Origin of the sequence: Antarcticimicrobium sp. (assembly GCF_029212575.1) — a bacterium.
Lineage (GTDB): Bacteria > Pseudomonadota > Alphaproteobacteria > Rhodobacterales > Rhodobacteraceae > Antarcticimicrobium.
Genome location: NZ_JARGPK010000042.1, coordinates 85,342 through 102,148 on the forward strand (window position 1 = coordinate 85,342; position 16,807 = coordinate 102,148).

Sequence of the window (16,807 nt, forward strand, 5' to 3'; positions counted from 1 at the left end):
GTTGCATCGGCTGGGGACGGTGATAGGTCTCCGGGCCCAAAGGATCAACAATTCTTGCTTCGAAAGACCCGTCATGACCCGTATCTATGCCATTATTGCCGCCCTTCTCGTCGCCGTCGTTCTGGGCGGCCTCTGGTTCGTGAGCCGCCCCGCCGGCGATGACGACCGGTTCGCTCAATGCCGCACCACCAAGATCGCAGGCGGCAGCAGCCAGATCGGCGGCCCGTTCGAGTTGGTCAATTCAAAGGGCGGGACGGTGACGGACAGCGATGTGATCACCGGCCCGACGCTGCTCTACTTCGGCTATACCTACTGTCCGGACGTCTGCCCGCTGGACAATTCGCGCAATGCCGAGGCCATCGACATCCTCGAAGAGCGCGGCAAGATGGTGACCCCGGTGTTCATCTCGATCGACCCGGAGCGCGACACCCCCGAGGTGGTCGGCGATTTCGCGGCCAACCTGCATGAGCGCATGATCGGCCTGACCGGCAGCCCGGAACAGGTCAAGGCGGCGAGCAAGGCCTACAAGACCTATTTCAAGCGCCAGGCGGAGGGGGACGAGGAATATTACCTGATCGACCACTCCACCTTTTCCTATCTGGTGCTGCCGGAGGACGGCTTTGTCGAGTTCTTCCGCCGCGACCTGACGCCCGAGCAGCTTGCCGACGGGATCGGCTGTTTTATCGACAACATGTAGCCGCGGCTTTGGGCGTTTGACCTTTGTTCCTGCGCTGCTATTAGTCATTGACATGAAGAATATGGCGAGCCCGCAAAGGAGTACGCATGGCCGGACCAGCTTTGAGCGAGATCGGGGAGGACCGATCCCTGTTGCTCGTCGATGATGACGAGCCGTTTCTGAGGCGGCTGGCCAAGGCGATGGAAAAGCGCGGGTTCGAGATCGAGACGGCCGGATCGGTGGCCGCTGGCAAGGCCATCGCCACGGCGCGGCCGCCGGCCTATGCGGTGGTCGATCTGCGGCTGGAGGATGGCAACGGGCTCGATGTGGTCGAGGTGCTGCGCGAGAAACGGCCCGACAGCCGGGTCGTGGTTCTGACCGGCTACGGCGCCATCGCCACCGCCGTCGCGGCGGTCAAGATCGGCGCAACCGATTACCTGTCGAAGCCGGCGGATGCCACCGACATTGTCAACGCGCTGCTGGCCAGGCCGGACGAGTTGCCGCCGCCGCCGGAAAACCCGATGAGCGCGGATCGCGTGCGCTGGGAGCATATCCAGCGGGTCTATGAGCTGTGCGACCGCAACGTCAGCGAGACCGCGCGGCGGCTGAACATGCACCGGCGCACCTTGCAACGCATTCTGGCCAAGCGCAGCCCGCGCTGAGGGATCGGTGATGACAGACGCGGATCCACTGGGACCCGAGAGCCAACCGCTGCCCGATGGCGGCTGGTCGGAACAGATCGTCACGCTCACGGGCGCCACCGTCGTGCCGCCGGAAGAAAGCGCTTTTGTCCAGCCGGCGGGCGTTCTGGACAGTGACGGGCGCTATTGCCCGCAGGGCGCGCTCTGGCGCAAGTACCGGCCGCTGACCACCGAGCCGCCGAAGCCCGATGGGGTTATGGCGACCCTGCCGGGCCGCTGGCTCTGGGGTGGGGTGCTCTGGGCGCATTTCGGGCATTTCCTGGTGGAAAGCACCGCGCGGCTCTGGGCGCTGGCACATCTCGACGCCCCGGTGGATGGTATCCTGTTCATTCCCAAACGCCCCCGCGTCGGCGAGAGCGTGCGCGGATTCCAGTCTGATTTCATCGGGCTGATGGCGCCCGGCCTGCCGATCAAGGTGGCCGCCGAAGCAACAAGGGTGGAGGAGCTGGTGGTGCCCGGTCAGGGATTTGGCCTGGGCAAGATCACCGCCGGCACGCAGAAGTTCCGCGATGCGATCCATTCGCGGTTCGCGCTGGACGTGACGCCGGACGGGCCGGACAAAATCTATATCTCGCGCTCGCAACTGGGGCTCGGCAAGGGCGGGCTTCTGGGCGAGGAGCGGCTGGAAGAATTGCTGATGGATGAGGGATACGAGATCTTTCATCCACAAAACCACGACATCGCTACCCAGCTGGCCCGCTACAAGGCGGCGAAGCGGGTGATCGCGGCGGATGGTTCGGCGCTGCATCTGTTTGCCATGGTGGGCCGGGCCGATCAGCCGGTGGCGATGATTCTGCGGCGCCGGTCGGGGGCGAACAACCTGTTGGCGCAGAACGTGGCGCATTTCTGCGGCTCCAACCCGGTGGTGATCGAGGCATTGCGCACCGAATGGGTCAAGGCCAAGCAGAAGAAATCGAACCGGCTGTCGTTCGGCGAGCTGAACCATGCGGCGCTGGGCCGGGCGCTGGGCGAGACGGGATTCGTGCGCAAGGGGCTGGACTGGCCCGTGCTGAGCGAGGCGGAGCGGCAGGAGATCCTGTCCGACAAGGGGCTGGGCGGGAACGAGGCCTTTGTCGAGTCGCCCCACTACAAGCAGGCCCGCGTTCAAGCCCTGCGCCAGGCCCGACGCGCCGCACGCACCGAAACCACCGGCGAAAGCGCCTCTTAGCGAAGCTCGGCGAGCAGGGCCGCGTGCCTCGCGGTATAGGCCGCGCGCACCTCTTTCGGTGGGCGCAGGTGAATGTCGAGCCCCTCGGTCAGCCCCCTGTCGGGCTTGCCAAAGAACCGGTCCGCCTCGCGCTCGGCGAATCCGGCGATCCGGACCGCCTCCATCCAGGCGCTGATACAGTCGGCCTTCTTTATCTGGCGTTTCACCTTGACCGGGATCGTCGCCGGCAGGCCGAAGCGGATATGGATCGCCGCCGCCAGCCGCGCGTCCAGCTCGCCATAGCCGGGCCCGACCGCTGCCTTGACCGGCGAGATCATGTCGCCGATCACGTACTCCGGCGCATCGTGCAACAATGCGGCCAACCGCCATTTCAACGGCGCCTCGGGGGCGATGCGGCCGAACAGATCCTCGACCAGCAGCGAATGCTCGGCCACGGAATAGGCGTAATCGCCCCGCGTCTGCCCGTTCCAGCGCGCCACGAAGGCGAGGCCATGGGCGATATCCTCGATCTCGATGTCCACCGGGGTCGGGTCCAGCAGATCCAGGCGGCGGCCGGAGAGCATGCGTTGCCAGGCGCGGGGCTGTTTCATCGGGGTCACCATCGGGTTCGAGGTCGCGGTCGCCCGCTTTTTGACCGTTCAGGCGGCGCGGCGCAACGGCGCTTTGCCACAGGTCGGGCAGTCTGCGGCCACAGGCATTGTTCCTCTGCCGCCCGGGTGGTATCAGCCGGGCCAAATACTGCATTCAGGGAATGACACACATGGCAACCGATTACATCGTCAAGGACATTGCGCTCGCCGATTTCGGCCGCAAGGAGCTGGACATCGCGGAAACCGAGATGCCGGGTCTGATGGCCCTGCGCGAGGAGTACGGCGCCGCGCAGCCGCTGAAGGGCGCGCGGATCGCGGGATCGTTGCACATGACGATCCAGACCGCCGTCCTGATCGAAACCCTGGTGGCACTTGGCGCCGATGTCCGCTGGGCGTCGTGCAACATCTTCTCGACCCAGGACCATGCCGCCGCCGCCATCGCCGCCAGCGGCGTTCCGGTGTTCGCCGTCAAGGGCGAGACGCTGGAGGAATACTGGGACTACGCCGACCGTATCTTCGACTTTGCCGAGGGTGGCGCCAACATGATCCTCGACGATGGCGGTGACGCCACGCTTTACATCCTGATGGGCGCGCGGGTGGAAGAGGGCGAGACCGACCTGATCGCGACCCCGACCAGCGAGGAAGAGGTCGCGCTGTTCGCCCAGATCCGCAAGCGGATGGAGAAGAGCCCCGGTTGGTTCGTCAAGCAGCGCCACCTGATCCAGGGCGTGTCGGAAGAGACCACGACCGGGGTGCATCGCCTGTATCATATGATGGAGAAAGGGCACCTGCCGTTCCCCGCCATCAACGTCAACGACAGCGTCACCAAGTCGAAGTTCGACAACAAGTATGGCTGCAAGGAATCGCTGGTCGACGGCATTCGCCGCGCCACCGACACCATGATGGCCGGCAAGGTCGCAGTGGTCTGCGGTTATGGCGATGTCGGCAAGGGCTCGGCCGCCTCGCTGCGCGGTGCCGGCGCGCGGGTCAAGGTCACCGAAGTCGATCCGATCTGCGCCCTGCAGGCGGCGATGGACGGCTTTGAGGTCGTGCTGCTTGAAGATGAGGTCGCGTCGGCCGACATCTTCGTCACCACCACCGGCAACAAGGACATCATCCGCATCGAGCATATGCGCGCGATGAAGGACATGGCGATCGTCGGCAACATTGGCCATTTCGACAACGAGATCCAGATTGCCGGGCTGAAGAACCACAAATGGACCAACATCAAGGACCAGGTGGACATGATCGAGATGCCCTCGGGCAACCGGATCATCCTGCTCAGCGAGGGGCGTCTTTTGAACCTCGGCAATGCCACCGGGCACCCCAGCTTCGTGATGTCGGCCAGCTTCACCAACCAGGTTCTGGCGCAGATCGAGCTCTTTACCCGCGGCGATCAGTACAAGAACGAGGTCTACATCCTGCCCAAGCATCTGGATGAAAAGGTCGCCCGCCTCCATCTGGCCAAGATCGGCGTGAAACTGACCCAGCTGAGCGCGGAACAGGCCGAATATATCGGGGTGCCGCCGGAGGGCCCGTTCAAGCCCGAGCATTACCGCTACTGATCTGCCGGCAGACGAGAGCGATTTCGACGCCGCGCGGCCCCGGCTGCGCGGCGTTTCCCGTTGCGGGGACCGACGGGGAAGAAAGCCGGAAAAATCCCTTTGTGCCGCCCGGAAACGCCGGTAACCTCCCCTGAACGGCCCCAGGACATCTTGGCGCCGATACAATGGTTAAAAAGACCGGACACGATGGGAGAAAACTGATGGGTAAGCGCGATGACCTGATTGCCAAATACGCGGAAGATCTTGAGAAGAAATGCGGCATGACGCCCGATATGGACCTGTTGACCAAGGTCACCATCGGCTGCGGCCCGTCGATCTACAACGCCGATGCCTCGACCGTGGCCGGCAGCCAGCCCAGCGAGCTGGAGACCGTCAAGGAAAATTTCCTGATGAAAAAGCTGGGCCTGCCGGACGGGCCGGAGCTGATGGGCGCCATCGACAAGGCGATCGAAACCTACGGCAAGTCCGAGCGCAACAAGTACCGCGCCGTGATCTACTACATGCTGACCAAGCATTTCGGCAAGGAGTCGGTCTACGGCTGAGGCCCGCTGACGAATAGGCACCGCGTGCGTTCGACGCGGTGCTGCCGGTCATGATGTCAGGGCGCGACACCGCCAAGCCCGCAGATCACGGCCCATTCGGCCCCGGTCACAGGCTGCACCGACAGGCGCGAGTTTTTCACCAGCACCATGTCCTGCAGGCGCGGATCGGACTTGATCCGATCCAGCGTCACCGGGGTTTCCACCGGGCGCAACGCCTTGATGTTCACGCATTCCCAGCGGGGATCGTCGGTGGTGCTGTCCGGATGCGCCTCGGCGCAGACCTCGACCAGCCCGACGATCGCGCGCTCCTTTTGCGAGTGGTAGAAGAAGCCCCTGTCGCCCAGCTTCATCTCGCGCATGAAATTGCGCGCCTGGTAATTGCGCACGCCGTCCCATTCCTCGCCCACCTCACCCTTGGCCATCTGGTCGTTCCAGCCCCAGGTCGAGGGTTCCGATTTGAACAGCCAATAGGCCATCAGCCGATCACCTTTTTCCATTCGATCAGCTCGACCTTATCGAAGAGGCCGGCCTTGGCATAGGGATCGTTCGCGGCCCAACCCTCGGCCGCCGTCCTGTCGGCCACGTCCAGGATCACCAGCGATCCGGCCATCTCTCCGGCCTCGATCAGCGGCCCGGCCTGGGCGACGACGCCTGTCTCCTCGATATAGGCCAGGTGGGCGGTGCGGTTGTCCTTGCGGATCTGCAGGGCGCCGGGTTTGTCGCGGGCAATCAGGGCGATCAGCATGTCATTCCTCCTTGAGGGGTCGGGTCAAAAGCGCGGTCATCGCCGCGTCGAGGGTGAATTTTCCGTCCAGCAAGCCGACCACGCAAGTGGTGATCGGCATGTCGAGGCGCATGTCGCCCGTCTTGGCGGCCACCGCCCGGGCCGTCGCGGCCCCCTCGACGGTGACGTCGGAGTCAAAGGTCTCGCCCCGGCCGATCGCAAGGCCGAGCCGGAAGTTGCGGGAGCCCTCCGAGGTGCAGGTGAGCGCCAGGTCGCCAAAGCCCGAGAGACCGGCCAGCGTCTCGGCACGCGCCCCCATCGCCAGCGCCATGCGCTGCATCTCGGCATAGCCCCGTGTCATCAGCGCCGCGCGCGCGCTGTCGCCGAGCCCCGCGCCGATCACCGCGCCACAGGCGATGGCGATCACGTTCTTGAGCGCGCCGCCCAGTTCGGCCCCGATGGTGTCGCTGCTGCGGTAGAGCCGCAGATTGGCGGTACTCAGACCCTGTTGCAGGGCTTTTGCCAGTCTATCGTCGGCACAGGCCAGTGTCAGCGCGGTCGGCAACCCGGCGGCGATGTCATCGGCAAAGCTCGGCCCGGTCAGCAGCGCCGGGCGCGCATTCGGCAGGCATTCGGCAATCACTGCGACCGGCCCCAACCCGCTGCTCAACTCGATCCCCTTGCAGCAGGCGACAAGGGTTTTTCCGGCCAGCGCATCGGACTGCGTGACCAGCAGGTCCCGCAGTTTCTGCATCGGAACCGCCAGCAACAGGGTCTGGTTTTCAGCTGCGACGCGGATGTCATCGGTGACCGTCAGCGCCTCGGGGAGGTTGTGGCCGGGCAGCCGTGCGGCGTTCTCCCGGGTCGTCTGCATGGCGCGCGCATGATCCCGTGACCGCGCCCAGAGGCAGACAGGGCCCTTTCCGGTCAGCGAGATCGCCAGAGCGGTGCCGAAGGCACCCGCGCCGATCACCGAAAGGCTCATGCCTTGGCCCCCTTCTTGCCGCCGCCGATCAGCGACGGGCTGGTCCGGTCCAGCGGCCAGCGTGGGCGCGCGGCGAGGCTCAGATCGTCGCGGGCACCTGCGCGGAACCGTTCGATCCCGGCATAGGCGATCATCGCCGCATTATCGGTGCAAAGGCGCAGCGGCGGCGCGGTAAAGGTCACGCCGGTCTCGGCGCAAACCGTCTCTAACCCGGAACGAATGGCCGAATTCGCCGCGACGCCCCCGGCCACCGCCAAGAGCGGCGCCTGCGGCTTATCCTCAAGATAGAGGCGCAAGGCGCGCCGGGTCTTTCCGGCCAGCACATCGACAATCGCCTGCTGGAACCCGGCGCAGAGATCGGCCCGGTCGGTGCGCGTCAACCCGCCCTTTTCCGTCACGATCTGATCGCGGGTGCGCATCAGCGCGGTCTTCAGCCCGGAAAACGACAGGTTGCAATCGTCCCGATCCAGCAGCGGCCGGGGAAAGCGGAACCGTTTCGGATCGCCCGCCTTCGCCTCGACCTCGACCGAGGGCCCGCCCGGCTGCGCCAGGCCCAGCAGGCGCGCGGCCTTGTCGAACGCCTCGCCCGGGGCATCGTCGATGGTGCCGCCGAGCCGGGTGAAATCCTCCGATCCTCGCGCCACCAGGTATTGGCAATGTCCGCCGGAGACCAGCAGCATGAGATAGGGAAACGCCGCCCCGTCGGTCAGCCGGGGGGTCAGCGCATGGCCGGCCAGGTGGTTCACCCCGATCAGCGGCAATCCTGTCGCCGCCGCGAGCCCCTTGGCGCACATCACCCCCGACAGCACCCCGCCGATCAGCCCGGGCCCGGCGGTGACGGCCACCGCATCCAGATCGGTGAACCCGACGCCGGCGCGCGCCATCGCCTCGGCGACGCAGATGTCGATCTTTTCCGCATGGGCCCGCGCCGCCAGTTCGGGCACCACGCCGCCAAAGGCGCTGTGCAATTCGGTCTGACCGTAGACGATGGAGGACAGGATCTCGGCTGCGCCCCTGCCCTGGCGCACCACCGCCGCTGCGGTGTCATCGCAGCTGCTTTCCAGCCCGAGTATCGTGAGTGTCTGTGCCATGCTGCCCGGCCGTTGCCACCAATGCCCATCGCAGGTAACACTCCGGACCTTGGCAAACAATCCCGGGGGGCCGGATGCTGACGCTGCTGATGACACGCCCGCGCGCCGCGTCCGAGCGGTTCGTCGCCCGGCTTGACCCGGCCGTCCGGACCCGGTTGCGGGTGGTCCATTCGCCGCTGCTGGAGATTGAATTGTCGCCCGGTGCCGGTTCAGCGCAAGGCGCGCAAGGGGTGATCTTCACCTCGGCCAACGGGGTTGATGCGGCGCTGGCGGCAGAGCTTCGCCCCAGCGGGCCCGCCTATTGCGTGGGCGCGGCCACGGCCTCGGCAGCGCGCCGCGCCGGATGGTCCGTGAATCTCACTTGCGACACCGCCGATGCGCTGGTCGAAGCCCTGTCAGAGCGCCGCCCGCCCGCCCCGTTGCTGCACTTGCGCGGCCGGCACACCCGCGGCGCCATCGCCGAACGTCTGGGCGCGGCGGGAATCGAAATCCGGGCGCAGGAGATCTATGATCAGCGGCTGGTTGCGCCCGGCGATGCGGCGCGCGCGGCGCTCGACGGGCCCGAACCGGTGATCGCGCCACTGTTCTCGCCAAGGACGGCGCGACAATTTGCCGATACCTGCGCGGGGGCGGCGCCGCTTTATCTTGCCGCGATCAGCCGGGCCGCAGCGGAACCCGTTGAAAACATGGTGTATCGTGCCTTGATCCTGGCCAAGCGGCCGGATGCCGCAGCGATGGCGGAGGCGGTCGAAACCCTTGTCAGCCAGGCCGCGCCGGGTTGAGACCCCCCAAGCCCCGCAGTAGTGTGGCGCGAGTTCTTTGGGCTAATCATTTGAGAATCGGAGGGGATTTCAGGGTGGCCGACAAGACCGATCCGAAACCCGATACGGACGTTGCAACCAATCCTGAGGCCGAGGCTGGTCCCGGACAGCGGGAACAACCGGCAGACCCGACCGCGGTTGAATCCGCGACGGGTGGATCCGGAAATGCGCCGGCCGAGGCGGTGATTGACACGCCGACCGAGGCGGCGGAGGCACCTTCCGAAGCCGAAGCCGAAGCCGAAGCCGAAGCCGAAGCCGAAGCCGAAGCCGAAGCCGAAGCCGAAGCCGAAGCCGTGGAGCCCGCGCCGCAGACCGTCGAGCGGGTGATCGAGAAACGCGGCGGTTTCTTCCCGGCGCTGATCGGCGGGGTCCTGGCGGCGGCGCTGGGATTTGTCGCGGGTCGCACCGAGATCCTCGACCCGGTTCTGCCCGCAGCGCTGAAATCCGGCACCTCCGGCGCGGCGATCACCGCGCTGCAATCGGACGTATCCGCGACATCCGATGCGCTGGAGGCGCTGCAGGGCAGGGTCTCCGGCCTCGACATCCCCGATCTGGCACCAGTTTCCGAGCGGCTCGACGGGCTTTCGGGCAAGGTCGCCGGAAACGGGGAGGCGCTTGAGGGGCAGGGCGCGAAGATCGCCGGCCTCTCGGAGAAATTTGCCGCGCTGGATACCCGCCTGACCGAGCTTGAAAAACGCCCGCTGACCGATGGCGCCGCGCCGGAGGCTGTTGCCGCCTATGAGCGTGAGCTTGCGGCGATGCAAGAGGCGCTGGCCGCCCAGCGGGACGAGGTCGAAAAGATGGTCGCCGAGGCCCGCGAAACCGAGGCCCGGGCCTCGGAGGCCGCGCAGCTTGCCGCCAACCGTGCTGCCGTGGCGCGGCTGCGCGGCGCGCTGGACAGCGGCGCGCCCTTTGGCGGTATCCTCGACGAGCTGCGCGCCGGCGGCATCGCCCTGCCCGATGCGCTGACCGCTGCCGCCGACGGTGTGGTGACCGTGGCCGCGCTGCGCGACACCTTTCCTCCGGCGGCGCGCGAGGCCCTGGCTGCAGCCCGGGCCGGCACAGTCGAGACCGACCGCAGCCTGGGCAGTTTTCTGCGCCGCCAGCTTGGCGCGCGCTCGGTCGCGCCGCGCGAGGGGGACGACCCCGACGCGATCCTGTCCCGGGCCGAGGCGGCGCTGATCCAGGGCCGGCTGCAGCAGGCGCTGGACGAGATTGCCGCGCTGCCCGAGCCCGCCCGGGCCGCTTTGACCGACTGGACCGCGCTGGCGCGCCTGCGCCTCTCCGCGCTCGGCGCCGCCGAGACGCTGGCGCAAAGCCTGAACTCCAACTGAGGGGCCTGCGATGCTGTGGTCACTTCTGAAAATCCTGATCTTCGTTGCCATCATCGCCGCCCTGGCCTTTGGGGCCGGGATGCTGCTGGAAATGCGCGGGGGTCTGCAGATCACTGCGGCGGGCACCGAATACACACTGGGGCCGCTGCAATCAGTGATCGCGCTGGTGGCGCTGGTGGTGCTGCTCTGGCTGCTGCTCAAGCTGGCCTCTCTGCTGCTGGCAACCTGGCGTTTCATGAACGGCGACGAGACCGCGCTGTCGCGTTTCTTCGACAAGGGACGGGAGCGGCGCGGCTACAAGGCGCTGGCCGATGGCATGATGGCGCTGGCCTCGGGCGAGGGGCGGCTGGCCATGGCCAAGGCGGCGCGCGCGGCGAAATACCTGGAAAAGCCGGAGCTGACCGACCTGCTCACGGCGCAGGCCGCCGAGATGGCCGGTGACACGAAGAAAGCCGCCGAAACCTACAAGAAGCTGGTCGCGAACGAGGCCACCCGTTTCGTCGGCGTGCGCGGGATCATGAAGCAGAAGCTGGCCGAGGGCGATCGCGACACCGCCCGCAAGCTGGCCGAAAGGGCGCTGGCGCTGCGGCCGCGCCATGAGGAGACGCAGGACGTTCTGCTGGATCTGCAGGCGCGGGCGCAGGACTGGGCCGGGGCGCGCGGCACCCTTTCCGCCAAACTCAAATCGGGGAGTTTGCCCCGCGATGTGTACAAAAGGCGCGACGCGGTGCTGGCGCTGTCCGAGGCGCGCGAGGTGATGGACGAGGAGATGCCGATCGAGGCCCGCGAACGCGCCATCGAGGCCAACCGCCTGTCGCCCGATCTGGTGCCTGCCGCGGCGCTTGCCGCCCGCGCCCATATCGCCCAGGGCAAGCCGCGCCTGGCGGTGCGGGTGCTGAAAAAGGCATGGGAGGCGCAGCCGCATCCCGACCTCGCCGCCGCCTTTGCCGCCATCGCCCCGGAGGAGACCCCGGCGGAACGGCTCAAGCGGTTCCAGACGCTGACCCGGATCAACCCGCAGGATCCGGAAACTCGGCTGCTGCTGGCCGAGCTGAACATCGTTGCCGAGGATTTCCCCGAGGCGCGCCGGGCGCTGGGCGATCTGGCCGAAAAGGCCGCCGATGCCCGTCCGCTGACGCTGATGGCGGCGATCGAGCGGGGCGAGGGGGCGCCGGACAAGGTGGTGCAGGGCTGGCTGGCCCGGGCGCTGAGTGCGCCGCGCGGGCCGCAATGGGTCTGCGACAACTGCAACCACATCCACGCCGAATGGGCGCCCTTCTGCGAATTTTGCCACAGCTTCGACACCCTGAGCTGGACCACGCCGAAAATGCCAGAGCTGTCCAGCGCGATGGGCGGGGCGATGCTGCCGCTGATCGCCGGACGGCTGGAGGATCGGCGCGAGGCGCCCGAGGATACCCCGAAGGCAGAAGAGGCAGAGGCGCCGGAACAGGCGGAACCCGATCTGCCGGAGGCCGAACTGCTGGAGGCCGAACTGCTGGAGGAGGCCGAACGCGGGGTGAAATAACCCTTTCCTGCCCCGCGCGGTGGTGCTAAGAGCGCCCCGCACCAGGGCCGCTGTAGCTCAGCTGGTAGAGCACGTCATTCGTAATGATGGGGTCGGGGGTTCGAGTCCCTTCAGCGGCACCACCTCTTTCAAACAGAGATGCCAGCGAACCAGTGGTTGGTGGTCAGGGTCGCTTTCCCACCCGTCCCTTGGCCCGCCGTGATATTGGTTGTTGTATCGTTGCCATCGGACCGGCAGGTGAGAATTCGCCGCCCGACCGTTCGCCGTCAGCCGTTCCAGCGCACGGTTGCGAGTCCCGTGACATCGTAGCCGTCCATCGCGGCGGCCCGATTCAGCAAGGTGTCGCTGCGGAGAAAGGACATCAGCGCCTGCATCTGCGGTTCGAACCAGGCCTGGCGGTCGACGAGAAGGTCGAACCGCTCTTCCATCACCGGAACGAAGGTCATCCCGAAATCCCGCGCCACCGCCTCCATGCCGAAGGTGGCGTCGGCCTCGCCGCGGGCGACGCTTTGCACCGCCTCCATTTCGCTCCGCGCCACCGGGGCGAGATCCAGCGTGTCGGGGTCGATCCCCTCTTGCGCGGCAAGGTGTCGAAACAACGCATCGCTGCCCGATTCCGGCTGGCGCGGCGTGACGCGGCAGCCGGGCAGATCGGAAAGACGGTTCACCCGCGGCCCGCCCGGACGGGTCACCAGCCCGCGTTGGCGCCGTGCGAAGGAGACGAGAACCGCGTTCTGTCCGGCGCAGTCCCGGGCGACCTTGGGCACGTTCCAGTCATCGGCCGCCGCGTTATAGAGGTGCAGCCCGGCGGCCACCCCCTTGCCGGCGCAGAACCGATCCAGCCCGTCCAGCGACCCGTCGAAAAAGGTCGCAAGCCCGCAGCGCGATTGCCGGATCGCCCAGTCGAGCAGCGGGTCGTGGCTGCCCAGGAAAATCGGCGGGCGGGGCGTGGGCGCGGGCACCGCCCCCGAGCTTTCCTGCGCGATCCAGGCGCGGATTTCGCGCGCCGGGAACAGCAGTTTGCCGGTGGCCCGCGAACAGGGCACGGCGCCCGAGGCGGCGATGTCGTATACCTTGCGCTCCTTGATGCGCAACAACTCGGCCAGTTCCCGCACGGTCAGGTATTCGGGCTGGGGCGCGGTGGGTCTGTCTGTCATCCTTGGGTCCCTGGGCCAGGGCGCGGGGCGGCGTCAAACCGCCCCGTCGCCCCCGCCTAGTTACCCTGTTCGGGCGCGTTGGGGAAGAACAGCTGCTGACCGTCGACCTTGTAGGCCGCGATCGCCTGCTGGCCGACGCCGGACACAAGCCAGTCGGCAAAGGCCTGGGCCGCCTCGATGTTGACCGAGGGGCAGGCGGCGGGGTTGACCGGGATCACGCCGTACTGGTTGAACAGGTCCGTGTCGCCCTCGACCTGGATCTTGTAATCTTGCTTGTTGCCGAAGCTGATCCAGGTGGCCCGGTCCGTCATCACATAGGCGCCCATGCCGATTCCGGCGTTCAGCGTGGCGCCCATGCCCGAGCCGGTTTCGCGGTACCACCCGCCCGAGGCCGCGAGCGGATCGGCATCGGTTTCGGCCCAGAGCGCCCTTTCCTTCTTGTGGGTGCCGGAATCATCCCCGCGCGAGGCGAACAGCGCCCCGGCGCCGGCGATCTTGCTCAGCGCGGCCTTGGCATTGGTCATGCCGCCGACGCCTGCGGGGTCGCTGGGTGGCCCCACGATGACAAAATCGTTGTACATCAGGTCGGTGCGCTTGGTGCCCATGCCGTCGGCGATGAATTTCTGTTCGGCGGGCTTGGCGTGCACCAGCAGAACATCGCCGTCGCAGTTGCGGGCGTTCTTGATCGCCTGGCCGGTGCCGACGGCAACAACATGAACGTCGATTTCGGTTTCGCCCTCGAAGATCGGCAGCAGGTAATCGTAAAGGCCGGAGTTGGCGGTCGAGGTGGTCGATTGCACGATGATCGACCCCTCCTGCGCCAAGGCACCCATCGGCGCCAGCAGCAGCGCCACGGCGGTCGAAACCAGCCCTGTCCTGGTGGTCATGTCTTTTCTCCCTTGTCAGTCATGGTCAGACGACGATTCTGCCGTCGAGGTAATCCCGCGCCGCCTGTGACCGGGGCACGGGAAAGAAGAGCTTCGCCGGGGCGTGCTCGATCAGCCGCCCGTTGTGCAGGAACACCACGTCATCCGCCATCCGGCGGGCCTGCCCGGTATCGTGGGTGACGAAGACGATCCGCATGCCGTTGTCGCGGGCCTCCGATACGATCCGCTCGATCCTCAGAACCGAGGCCGGATCGAGGTTGGCGGTGGGTTCGTCGAGGAACAGGACCTCGGGGTCGGTGGCCAGGGCGCGGGCCAGCGCGAGGCGTTGCTGTTCGCCCCCCGACAGCAGCCGCGCCGGTTGACCGGCCTTGTCGGCAAGGCCCACGTGGTCGAGCAGTTCGGCACAGCGGGCGCGGTCCTTGCCCCGCGATTTCAGGACGAAATCGACATTGGCGGCGACCGTGCGGCGCAGCAGAACCGGTTTCTGAAAGACCAGCGCCTGGCGGCGCGTCGCCTCGCGCGGCGGGGTGCCGTTCCAGTCGATGGTTCCCGCCGTGGCAACCGCCAGGCCGTGCAGCAGCTTGAGAAGCTGGCTCTTGCCGGCGCCGTTGGGGCCCATGATCACGGTGCAGCGCCCGGGCGCCAGGTCGAGATCGAAGCCCCCAAGGATCGTCTTGCCGCCCAGTTCGAGCCTCAGCCCGCGCACGCGCAACGGCAAAAGCGAGTCGGGCTGCCCGGCGACCGCGGCCATGTCGGCGGGACCGTGGAACGCGGCGTCAGGCATGGGCGTGCCTCGCCCCGGTCATCCGCAACCCCTGCACCAGCGCATTGACCCCCAGCGCCAGCACCATCAGAACGATGCCCAGCGCCAGCGCCAGCGGCAGCGCGCCCTTGGAGGTTTCCAGCGCGATGGCGGTGGTCATGACCCGGGTCAGGTGGTCGATGTTGCCGCCAACCAGGATCACCGCCCCGACCTCGGCCACCGCGCGCCCGAACCCGGCCAGCGCGACGGTCAGGAGCGCATAGCGCGCATCCCACAGCAGCGCCTGAACGGTCTGCACCTGGGTCAGGCAGAGCGAGCGAAACTGCTCGGCATATTCCGCGTGCAGATCCTCCAGCACCTGCCGCGACAACGCCAGGACAATGGGGACGATCAGGATCGTCTGCGCGATGATCATCGCCGTCGGGGTGTAGAGCAACCCGAGGAAACCCAGCGGCCCGGCCCGGGAAAGATGGATATAGACCAGCAGCCCCACCACGACCGGGGGCAGACCCATCAGGGCGTTGACCACCACCAGCACCGCGCCGCGCCCGGGAAACCGGCTGATCGCGATCAGCGCGCCCAGCGGCAGACCGATCGCGCAGGCCGCAGCCGTCGCCGTGAGGCTGACGCGCAGGGACAGGGAAACGATTTCCAGCAGATCGGGGTCGCCGGACAGGACAAGCGACAACGCCAGAGCAAAGGCTCCGCCCAGATCCTGCATAATTTCCCTCGCACCGAATGATTTCCTGAAGAGAGGGTATTTCGGCTAAACTATAGAAATCAAGGAAATTTTTTCGCCCATTATGTCCCAAAACCGGGCGCGGAGCGCGGGTTGAGGGGCATTTTGTCCAGATTTGATCCTGAAATTAGTGCATAAGACTGCAAAATTTCCGGCGGCTGGACTCAGTTGATCCAGGCCGCCATCTTTCGGTCGATGGTCTTGCGCGACACGCCCAATCGGCGCGCGGCCTCGGCGCGGTTGCCGTCGCACAGGTCGAGCACGTGCAGCATGTGTCGCTGCACCACCAGGTCAAGGTTGTCGATCGCCTGCGCGCCGGTCACCGCACCGCCGCCGGCGAATTCCTTGGGGAAGGCGCCCAGGATCACCGACCGTTCGATCAGGTTCTTCAACTCGCGCACATTACCGGGCCAATCGTAGCGGCGCAGTTTCAGCAGCGTCTCCTGGTCGAGTTCCAGCGCCTTGGTGCCCAGTGCGATCGAGAATTGCTCCATGAAAAGCGCGGCCAATTCGACGATATCCTCCGACCGATCCCGCAGCGGCGGCATCTCGATCCGCACGACATTCATCCGGTGATACAGGTCGGCGCGGAACCACCCCTCCTCGACCGCCTTTTCAAGCTCGGCGTTGGTGGCGAACAGAAACCGCAGGTTCAGCGGAATCTCGCGTTCCGCTCCGACCGGGTGGACGCGCTGATCCTCCAGCACGCGCAACAGCGCTGCCTGCATCTGCTCCGGCATCTGCGCCACCTCGTCAAGGAACAGGATGCCGCCATCGGCCAGCATGAACAGGCCCGGTTTCAGCCGATCGTCATCGGTGACGACGCCAAACAGTTCCTGGGCGAAATGATCGGGGGCAATGGCGGCGCAGTTGACCGCCACGAAGGGTTTCTCGGCCCGGTCCGACAGCCGGTGAAGATGGCGGGCCGCAAGTTCCTTTCCGGTGCCACTGGCCCCGGTGAACAGCACGGGCGTCGTCAACGGAGCCAGCTTGGCCAGCATTCCGCGCACCTCTGATATCGGTTCGGATTTACCCAGCAGGGGGCCGTGCGCCTTGTCCGCCCGCAGAGCATAGCGCAGCAGCGTGTTTTCGCGGCGCAGATACTTGCGGTCAAGCGTGCGCACCACCGCGCCGAGGATCTGGTTCGCGCGGAAGGGCTTGAGCACGAAATCGCTGACACCGGCCCGCAACGCGGCGATGGCGGTTTCCAGGTCGGCATAGGCGGTGATCAGGATCACGTCGGCAAACAGCCCCTTGAGGCGTTGTTCGGCGACCCAGTCGAGGCCCGTGCTGCCCGGCATGATGTTGTCGAGGATCACCAGGTCGAAATGCGCGGAATCCAGTTTCTCGGTGGCTTCCGCCGGCGAGGCCGCCTCTTCCACCCGCGCCACCCGGGGCCCAAGGATCTTGGACAGGAAATTGCGCATGCCCGGTTCGTCGTCGATCACCAGGATCGACGCCCCGGCCAGGGTGCCGCCGTAGTCGTCAGTCTTGCTCATGCTTTATCTTGTTCCAGCCGTGATCGACGCAAATCCGCAG

Annotated in this window: 18 protein-coding genes and 1 tRNA gene; 9 read left to right on the forward strand and 10 right to left on the reverse strand. The window is 66.6% G+C overall.

All coding sequences use genetic code 11. From position 1 onward, the window contains the following. The first annotated feature begins 73 nt into the window (after window positions 1-73). The 3 genes from P1U75_RS07885 (at window position 74) to P1U75_RS07895 (ending at window position 2,545) form a co-directional block, all read left to right on the forward strand. On the forward strand, window positions 74-697 hold the full coding sequence (locus P1U75_RS07885) for an SCO family protein (protein ID WP_300241803.1): 624 nt from the start codon (window positions 74-76) through the stop codon (window positions 695-697). Between the two features lie 86 nt (window positions 698-783). Continuing rightward, window positions 784-1,338 (forward strand): ActR/PrrA/RegA family redox response regulator transcription factor, encoded by a 555-nt coding sequence (locus tag P1U75_RS07890; RefSeq protein ID WP_300241805.1) that lies wholly within the window; start codon window positions 784-786, stop codon window positions 1,336-1,338. Window positions 1,339-1,348: 10 nt separating this feature from the next. After that, the gene (locus P1U75_RS07895) at window positions 1,349-2,545 is read left to right on the forward strand and encodes a glycosyltransferase 61 family protein (RefSeq protein WP_300241807.1); all 1,197 of its coding nucleotides are present in this window, start codon (window positions 1,349-1,351) and stop codon (window positions 2,543-2,545) included. On the opposite strand, the gene P1U75_RS07900 is transcribed toward P1U75_RS07895, so the two are convergent. Next, the gene (locus tag P1U75_RS07900; protein ID WP_300241809.1) at window positions 2,542-3,135 is read right to left on the reverse strand and encodes an HD family hydrolase; all 594 of its coding nucleotides are present in this window, start codon (window positions 3,133-3,135) and stop codon (window positions 2,542-2,544) included. The genes P1U75_RS07895 and P1U75_RS07900 overlap by 4 nt on opposite strands. A 170-nt stretch (window positions 3,136-3,305) precedes the next feature. Here P1U75_RS07900 and ahcY point away from each other — a divergent pair, with 170 nt between their 5' ends. Both ahcY and P1U75_RS07910 read left to right on the forward strand, forming a co-directional pair. Further along, on the forward strand, window positions 3,306-4,700 hold the full coding sequence (gene ahcY, locus P1U75_RS07905; protein ID WP_300241811.1) for an adenosylhomocysteinase: 1,395 nt from the start codon (window positions 3,306-3,308) through the stop codon (window positions 4,698-4,700). Window positions 4,701-4,900: 200 nt separating this feature from the next. Beyond that, the gene (locus P1U75_RS07910; RefSeq protein WP_300241813.1) at window positions 4,901-5,242 is read left to right on the forward strand and encodes a DUF2853 family protein; all 342 of its coding nucleotides are present in this window, start codon (window positions 4,901-4,903) and stop codon (window positions 5,240-5,242) included. 56 nt (window positions 5,243-5,298) lie between these two features. Here the strand turns inward: P1U75_RS07910 and P1U75_RS07915 are convergent, their stop codons facing one another. Genes P1U75_RS07915 through tsaD form a run of 4 tightly spaced genes read right to left on the reverse strand, consistent with a single transcriptional unit; the run spans window position 5,299 to window position 8,042 of the window. Further along, entirely contained in the window at window positions 5,299-5,718 is a 420-nt protein-coding gene (locus P1U75_RS07915; protein WP_300242189.1) for an EVE domain-containing protein, read from the reverse strand. Next, window positions 5,718-5,987: a YciI family protein gene (locus P1U75_RS07920; RefSeq protein ID WP_300241815.1), complete on the reverse strand. Its 270-nt coding sequence runs from the start codon at window positions 5,985-5,987 to the stop codon at window positions 5,718-5,720. The genes P1U75_RS07915 and P1U75_RS07920 overlap by 1 nt, the downstream gene beginning before the upstream one ends. Before the next feature lies 1 nt (window position 5,988). Beyond that, window positions 5,989-6,951, reverse strand: a complete 963-nt coding sequence (locus tag P1U75_RS07925) for an NAD(P)H-dependent glycerol-3-phosphate dehydrogenase (protein WP_300241818.1) — start codon at window positions 6,949-6,951, stop codon at window positions 5,989-5,991. Continuing rightward, complete coding sequence (gene tsaD / locus P1U75_RS07930) at window positions 6,948-8,042, reverse strand: tRNA (adenosine(37)-N6)-threonylcarbamoyltransferase complex transferase subunit TsaD (protein ID WP_300241820.1); 1,095 nt, start codon at window positions 8,040-8,042, stop codon at window positions 6,948-6,950. The genes P1U75_RS07925 and tsaD overlap by 4 nt, the downstream gene beginning before the upstream one ends. A gap of 74 nt (window positions 8,043-8,116) precedes the next feature. Here tsaD and P1U75_RS07935 point away from each other — a divergent pair, with 74 nt between their 5' ends. The 4 genes from P1U75_RS07935 to P1U75_RS07950 all read left to right on the forward strand — a co-directional run bounded on the left by P1U75_RS07935 (window position 8,117) and on the right by P1U75_RS07950 (window position 11,844). After that, window positions 8,117-8,824 (forward strand): uroporphyrinogen-III synthase, encoded by a 708-nt coding sequence (locus P1U75_RS07935; RefSeq protein WP_300241822.1) that lies wholly within the window; start codon window positions 8,117-8,119, stop codon window positions 8,822-8,824. Window positions 8,825-8,898: 74 nt separating this feature from the next. Beyond that, window positions 8,899-10,197, forward strand: a complete 1,299-nt coding sequence (locus P1U75_RS07940; RefSeq protein ID WP_300241824.1) for a hypothetical protein — start codon at window positions 8,899-8,901, stop codon at window positions 10,195-10,197. Window positions 10,198-10,207: 10 nt separating this feature from the next. Then, the gene (locus P1U75_RS07945; RefSeq protein WP_300241826.1) at window positions 10,208-11,722 is read left to right on the forward strand and encodes a heme biosynthesis HemY N-terminal domain-containing protein; all 1,515 of its coding nucleotides are present in this window, start codon (window positions 10,208-10,210) and stop codon (window positions 11,720-11,722) included. Window positions 11,723-11,768: 46 nt separating this feature from the next. Next, window positions 11,769-11,844 (forward strand) — tRNA-Thr (locus P1U75_RS07950). Window positions 11,845-11,988: 144 nt separating this feature from the next. Here P1U75_RS07950 and P1U75_RS07955 read toward each other — a convergent pair. The 5 genes from P1U75_RS07955 to P1U75_RS07975 form a co-directional block, all read right to left on the reverse strand. Then, window positions 11,989-12,879, reverse strand: a complete 891-nt coding sequence (locus tag P1U75_RS07955; RefSeq protein WP_300241828.1) for a helix-turn-helix transcriptional regulator — start codon at window positions 12,877-12,879, stop codon at window positions 11,989-11,991. A gap of 56 nt (window positions 12,880-12,935) precedes the next feature. Beyond that, window positions 12,936-13,766 (reverse strand): substrate-binding domain-containing protein, encoded by an 831-nt coding sequence (locus P1U75_RS07960; RefSeq protein ID WP_300241830.1) that lies wholly within the window; start codon window positions 13,764-13,766, stop codon window positions 12,936-12,938. Window positions 13,767-13,791: 25 nt separating this feature from the next. After that, window positions 13,792-14,550, reverse strand: coding sequence for a phosphate ABC transporter ATP-binding protein (locus P1U75_RS07965; protein WP_366914993.1), 759 nt, complete (start codon window positions 14,548-14,550; stop codon window positions 13,792-13,794). Continuing rightward, window positions 14,543-15,250, reverse strand: coding sequence for an ABC transporter permease (locus P1U75_RS07970; protein WP_300241832.1), 708 nt, complete (start codon window positions 15,248-15,250; stop codon window positions 14,543-14,545). Before P1U75_RS07970 ends, P1U75_RS07965 begins: the two co-directional genes overlap by 8 nt. Window positions 15,251-15,432: 182 nt before the next feature. Further along, entirely contained in the window at window positions 15,433-16,767 is a 1,335-nt protein-coding gene (locus P1U75_RS07975; protein WP_300241834.1) for a sigma-54 dependent transcriptional regulator, read from the reverse strand. Window positions 16,768-16,807: the final 40 nt, after the last annotated feature.

Bases quoted from the DNA above. Each gene is read 5' to 3' on its own strand.
- P1U75_RS07885 (WP_300241803.1), top strand. From the start codon at position 74: ATGACCCGTATCTATGCCATTATTGCCGCCCTTCTCGTCGCCGTCGTT.
- P1U75_RS07890 (WP_300241805.1), top strand. From the start codon at position 784: ATGGCCGGACCAGCTTTGAGCGAGATCGGGGAGGACCGATCCCTGTTG.
- P1U75_RS07895 (WP_300241807.1), top strand. From the start codon at position 1,349: ATGACAGACGCGGATCCACTGGGACCCGAGAGCCAACCGCTGCCCGAT.
- P1U75_RS07900 (WP_300241809.1), bottom strand. From the start codon at position 3,135: ATGAAACAGCCCCGCGCCTGGCAACGCATGCTCTCCGGCCGCCGCCTG.
- ahcY (WP_300241811.1), top strand. From the start codon at position 3,306: ATGGCAACCGATTACATCGTCAAGGACATTGCGCTCGCCGATTTCGGC.
- P1U75_RS07910 (WP_300241813.1), top strand. From the start codon at position 4,901: ATGGGTAAGCGCGATGACCTGATTGCCAAATACGCGGAAGATCTTGAG.
- P1U75_RS07915 (WP_300242189.1), bottom strand. From the start codon at position 5,718: ATGGCCTATTGGCTGTTCAAATCGGAACCCTCGACCTGGGGCTGGAAC.
- P1U75_RS07920 (WP_300241815.1), bottom strand. From the start codon at position 5,987: ATGCTGATCGCCCTGATTGCCCGCGACAAACCCGGCGCCCTGCAGATC.
- P1U75_RS07925 (WP_300241818.1), bottom strand. From the start codon at position 6,951: ATGAGCCTTTCGGTGATCGGCGCGGGTGCCTTCGGCACCGCTCTGGCG.
- tsaD (WP_300241820.1), bottom strand. From the start codon at position 8,042: ATGGCACAGACACTCACGATACTCGGGCTGGAAAGCAGCTGCGATGAC.
- P1U75_RS07935 (WP_300241822.1), top strand. From the start codon at position 8,117: ATGCTGACGCTGCTGATGACACGCCCGCGCGCCGCGTCCGAGCGGTTC.
- P1U75_RS07945 (WP_300241826.1), top strand. From the start codon at position 10,208: ATGCTGTGGTCACTTCTGAAAATCCTGATCTTCGTTGCCATCATCGCC.
- P1U75_RS07955 (WP_300241828.1), bottom strand. From the start codon at position 12,879: ATGACAGACAGACCCACCGCGCCCCAGCCCGAATACCTGACCGTGCGG.
- P1U75_RS07960 (WP_300241830.1), bottom strand. From the start codon at position 13,766: ATGACCACCAGGACAGGGCTGGTTTCGACCGCCGTGGCGCTGCTGCTG.
- P1U75_RS07965 (WP_366914993.1), bottom strand. From the start codon at position 14,550: ATGCCTGACGCCGCGTTCCACGGTCCCGCCGACATGGCCGCGGTCGCC.
- P1U75_RS07970 (WP_300241832.1), bottom strand. From the start codon at position 15,250: ATGCAGGATCTGGGCGGAGCCTTTGCTCTGGCGTTGTCGCTTGTCCTG.
- P1U75_RS07975 (WP_300241834.1), bottom strand. From the start codon at position 16,767: ATGAGCAAGACTGACGACTACGGCGGCACCCTGGCCGGGGCGTCGATC.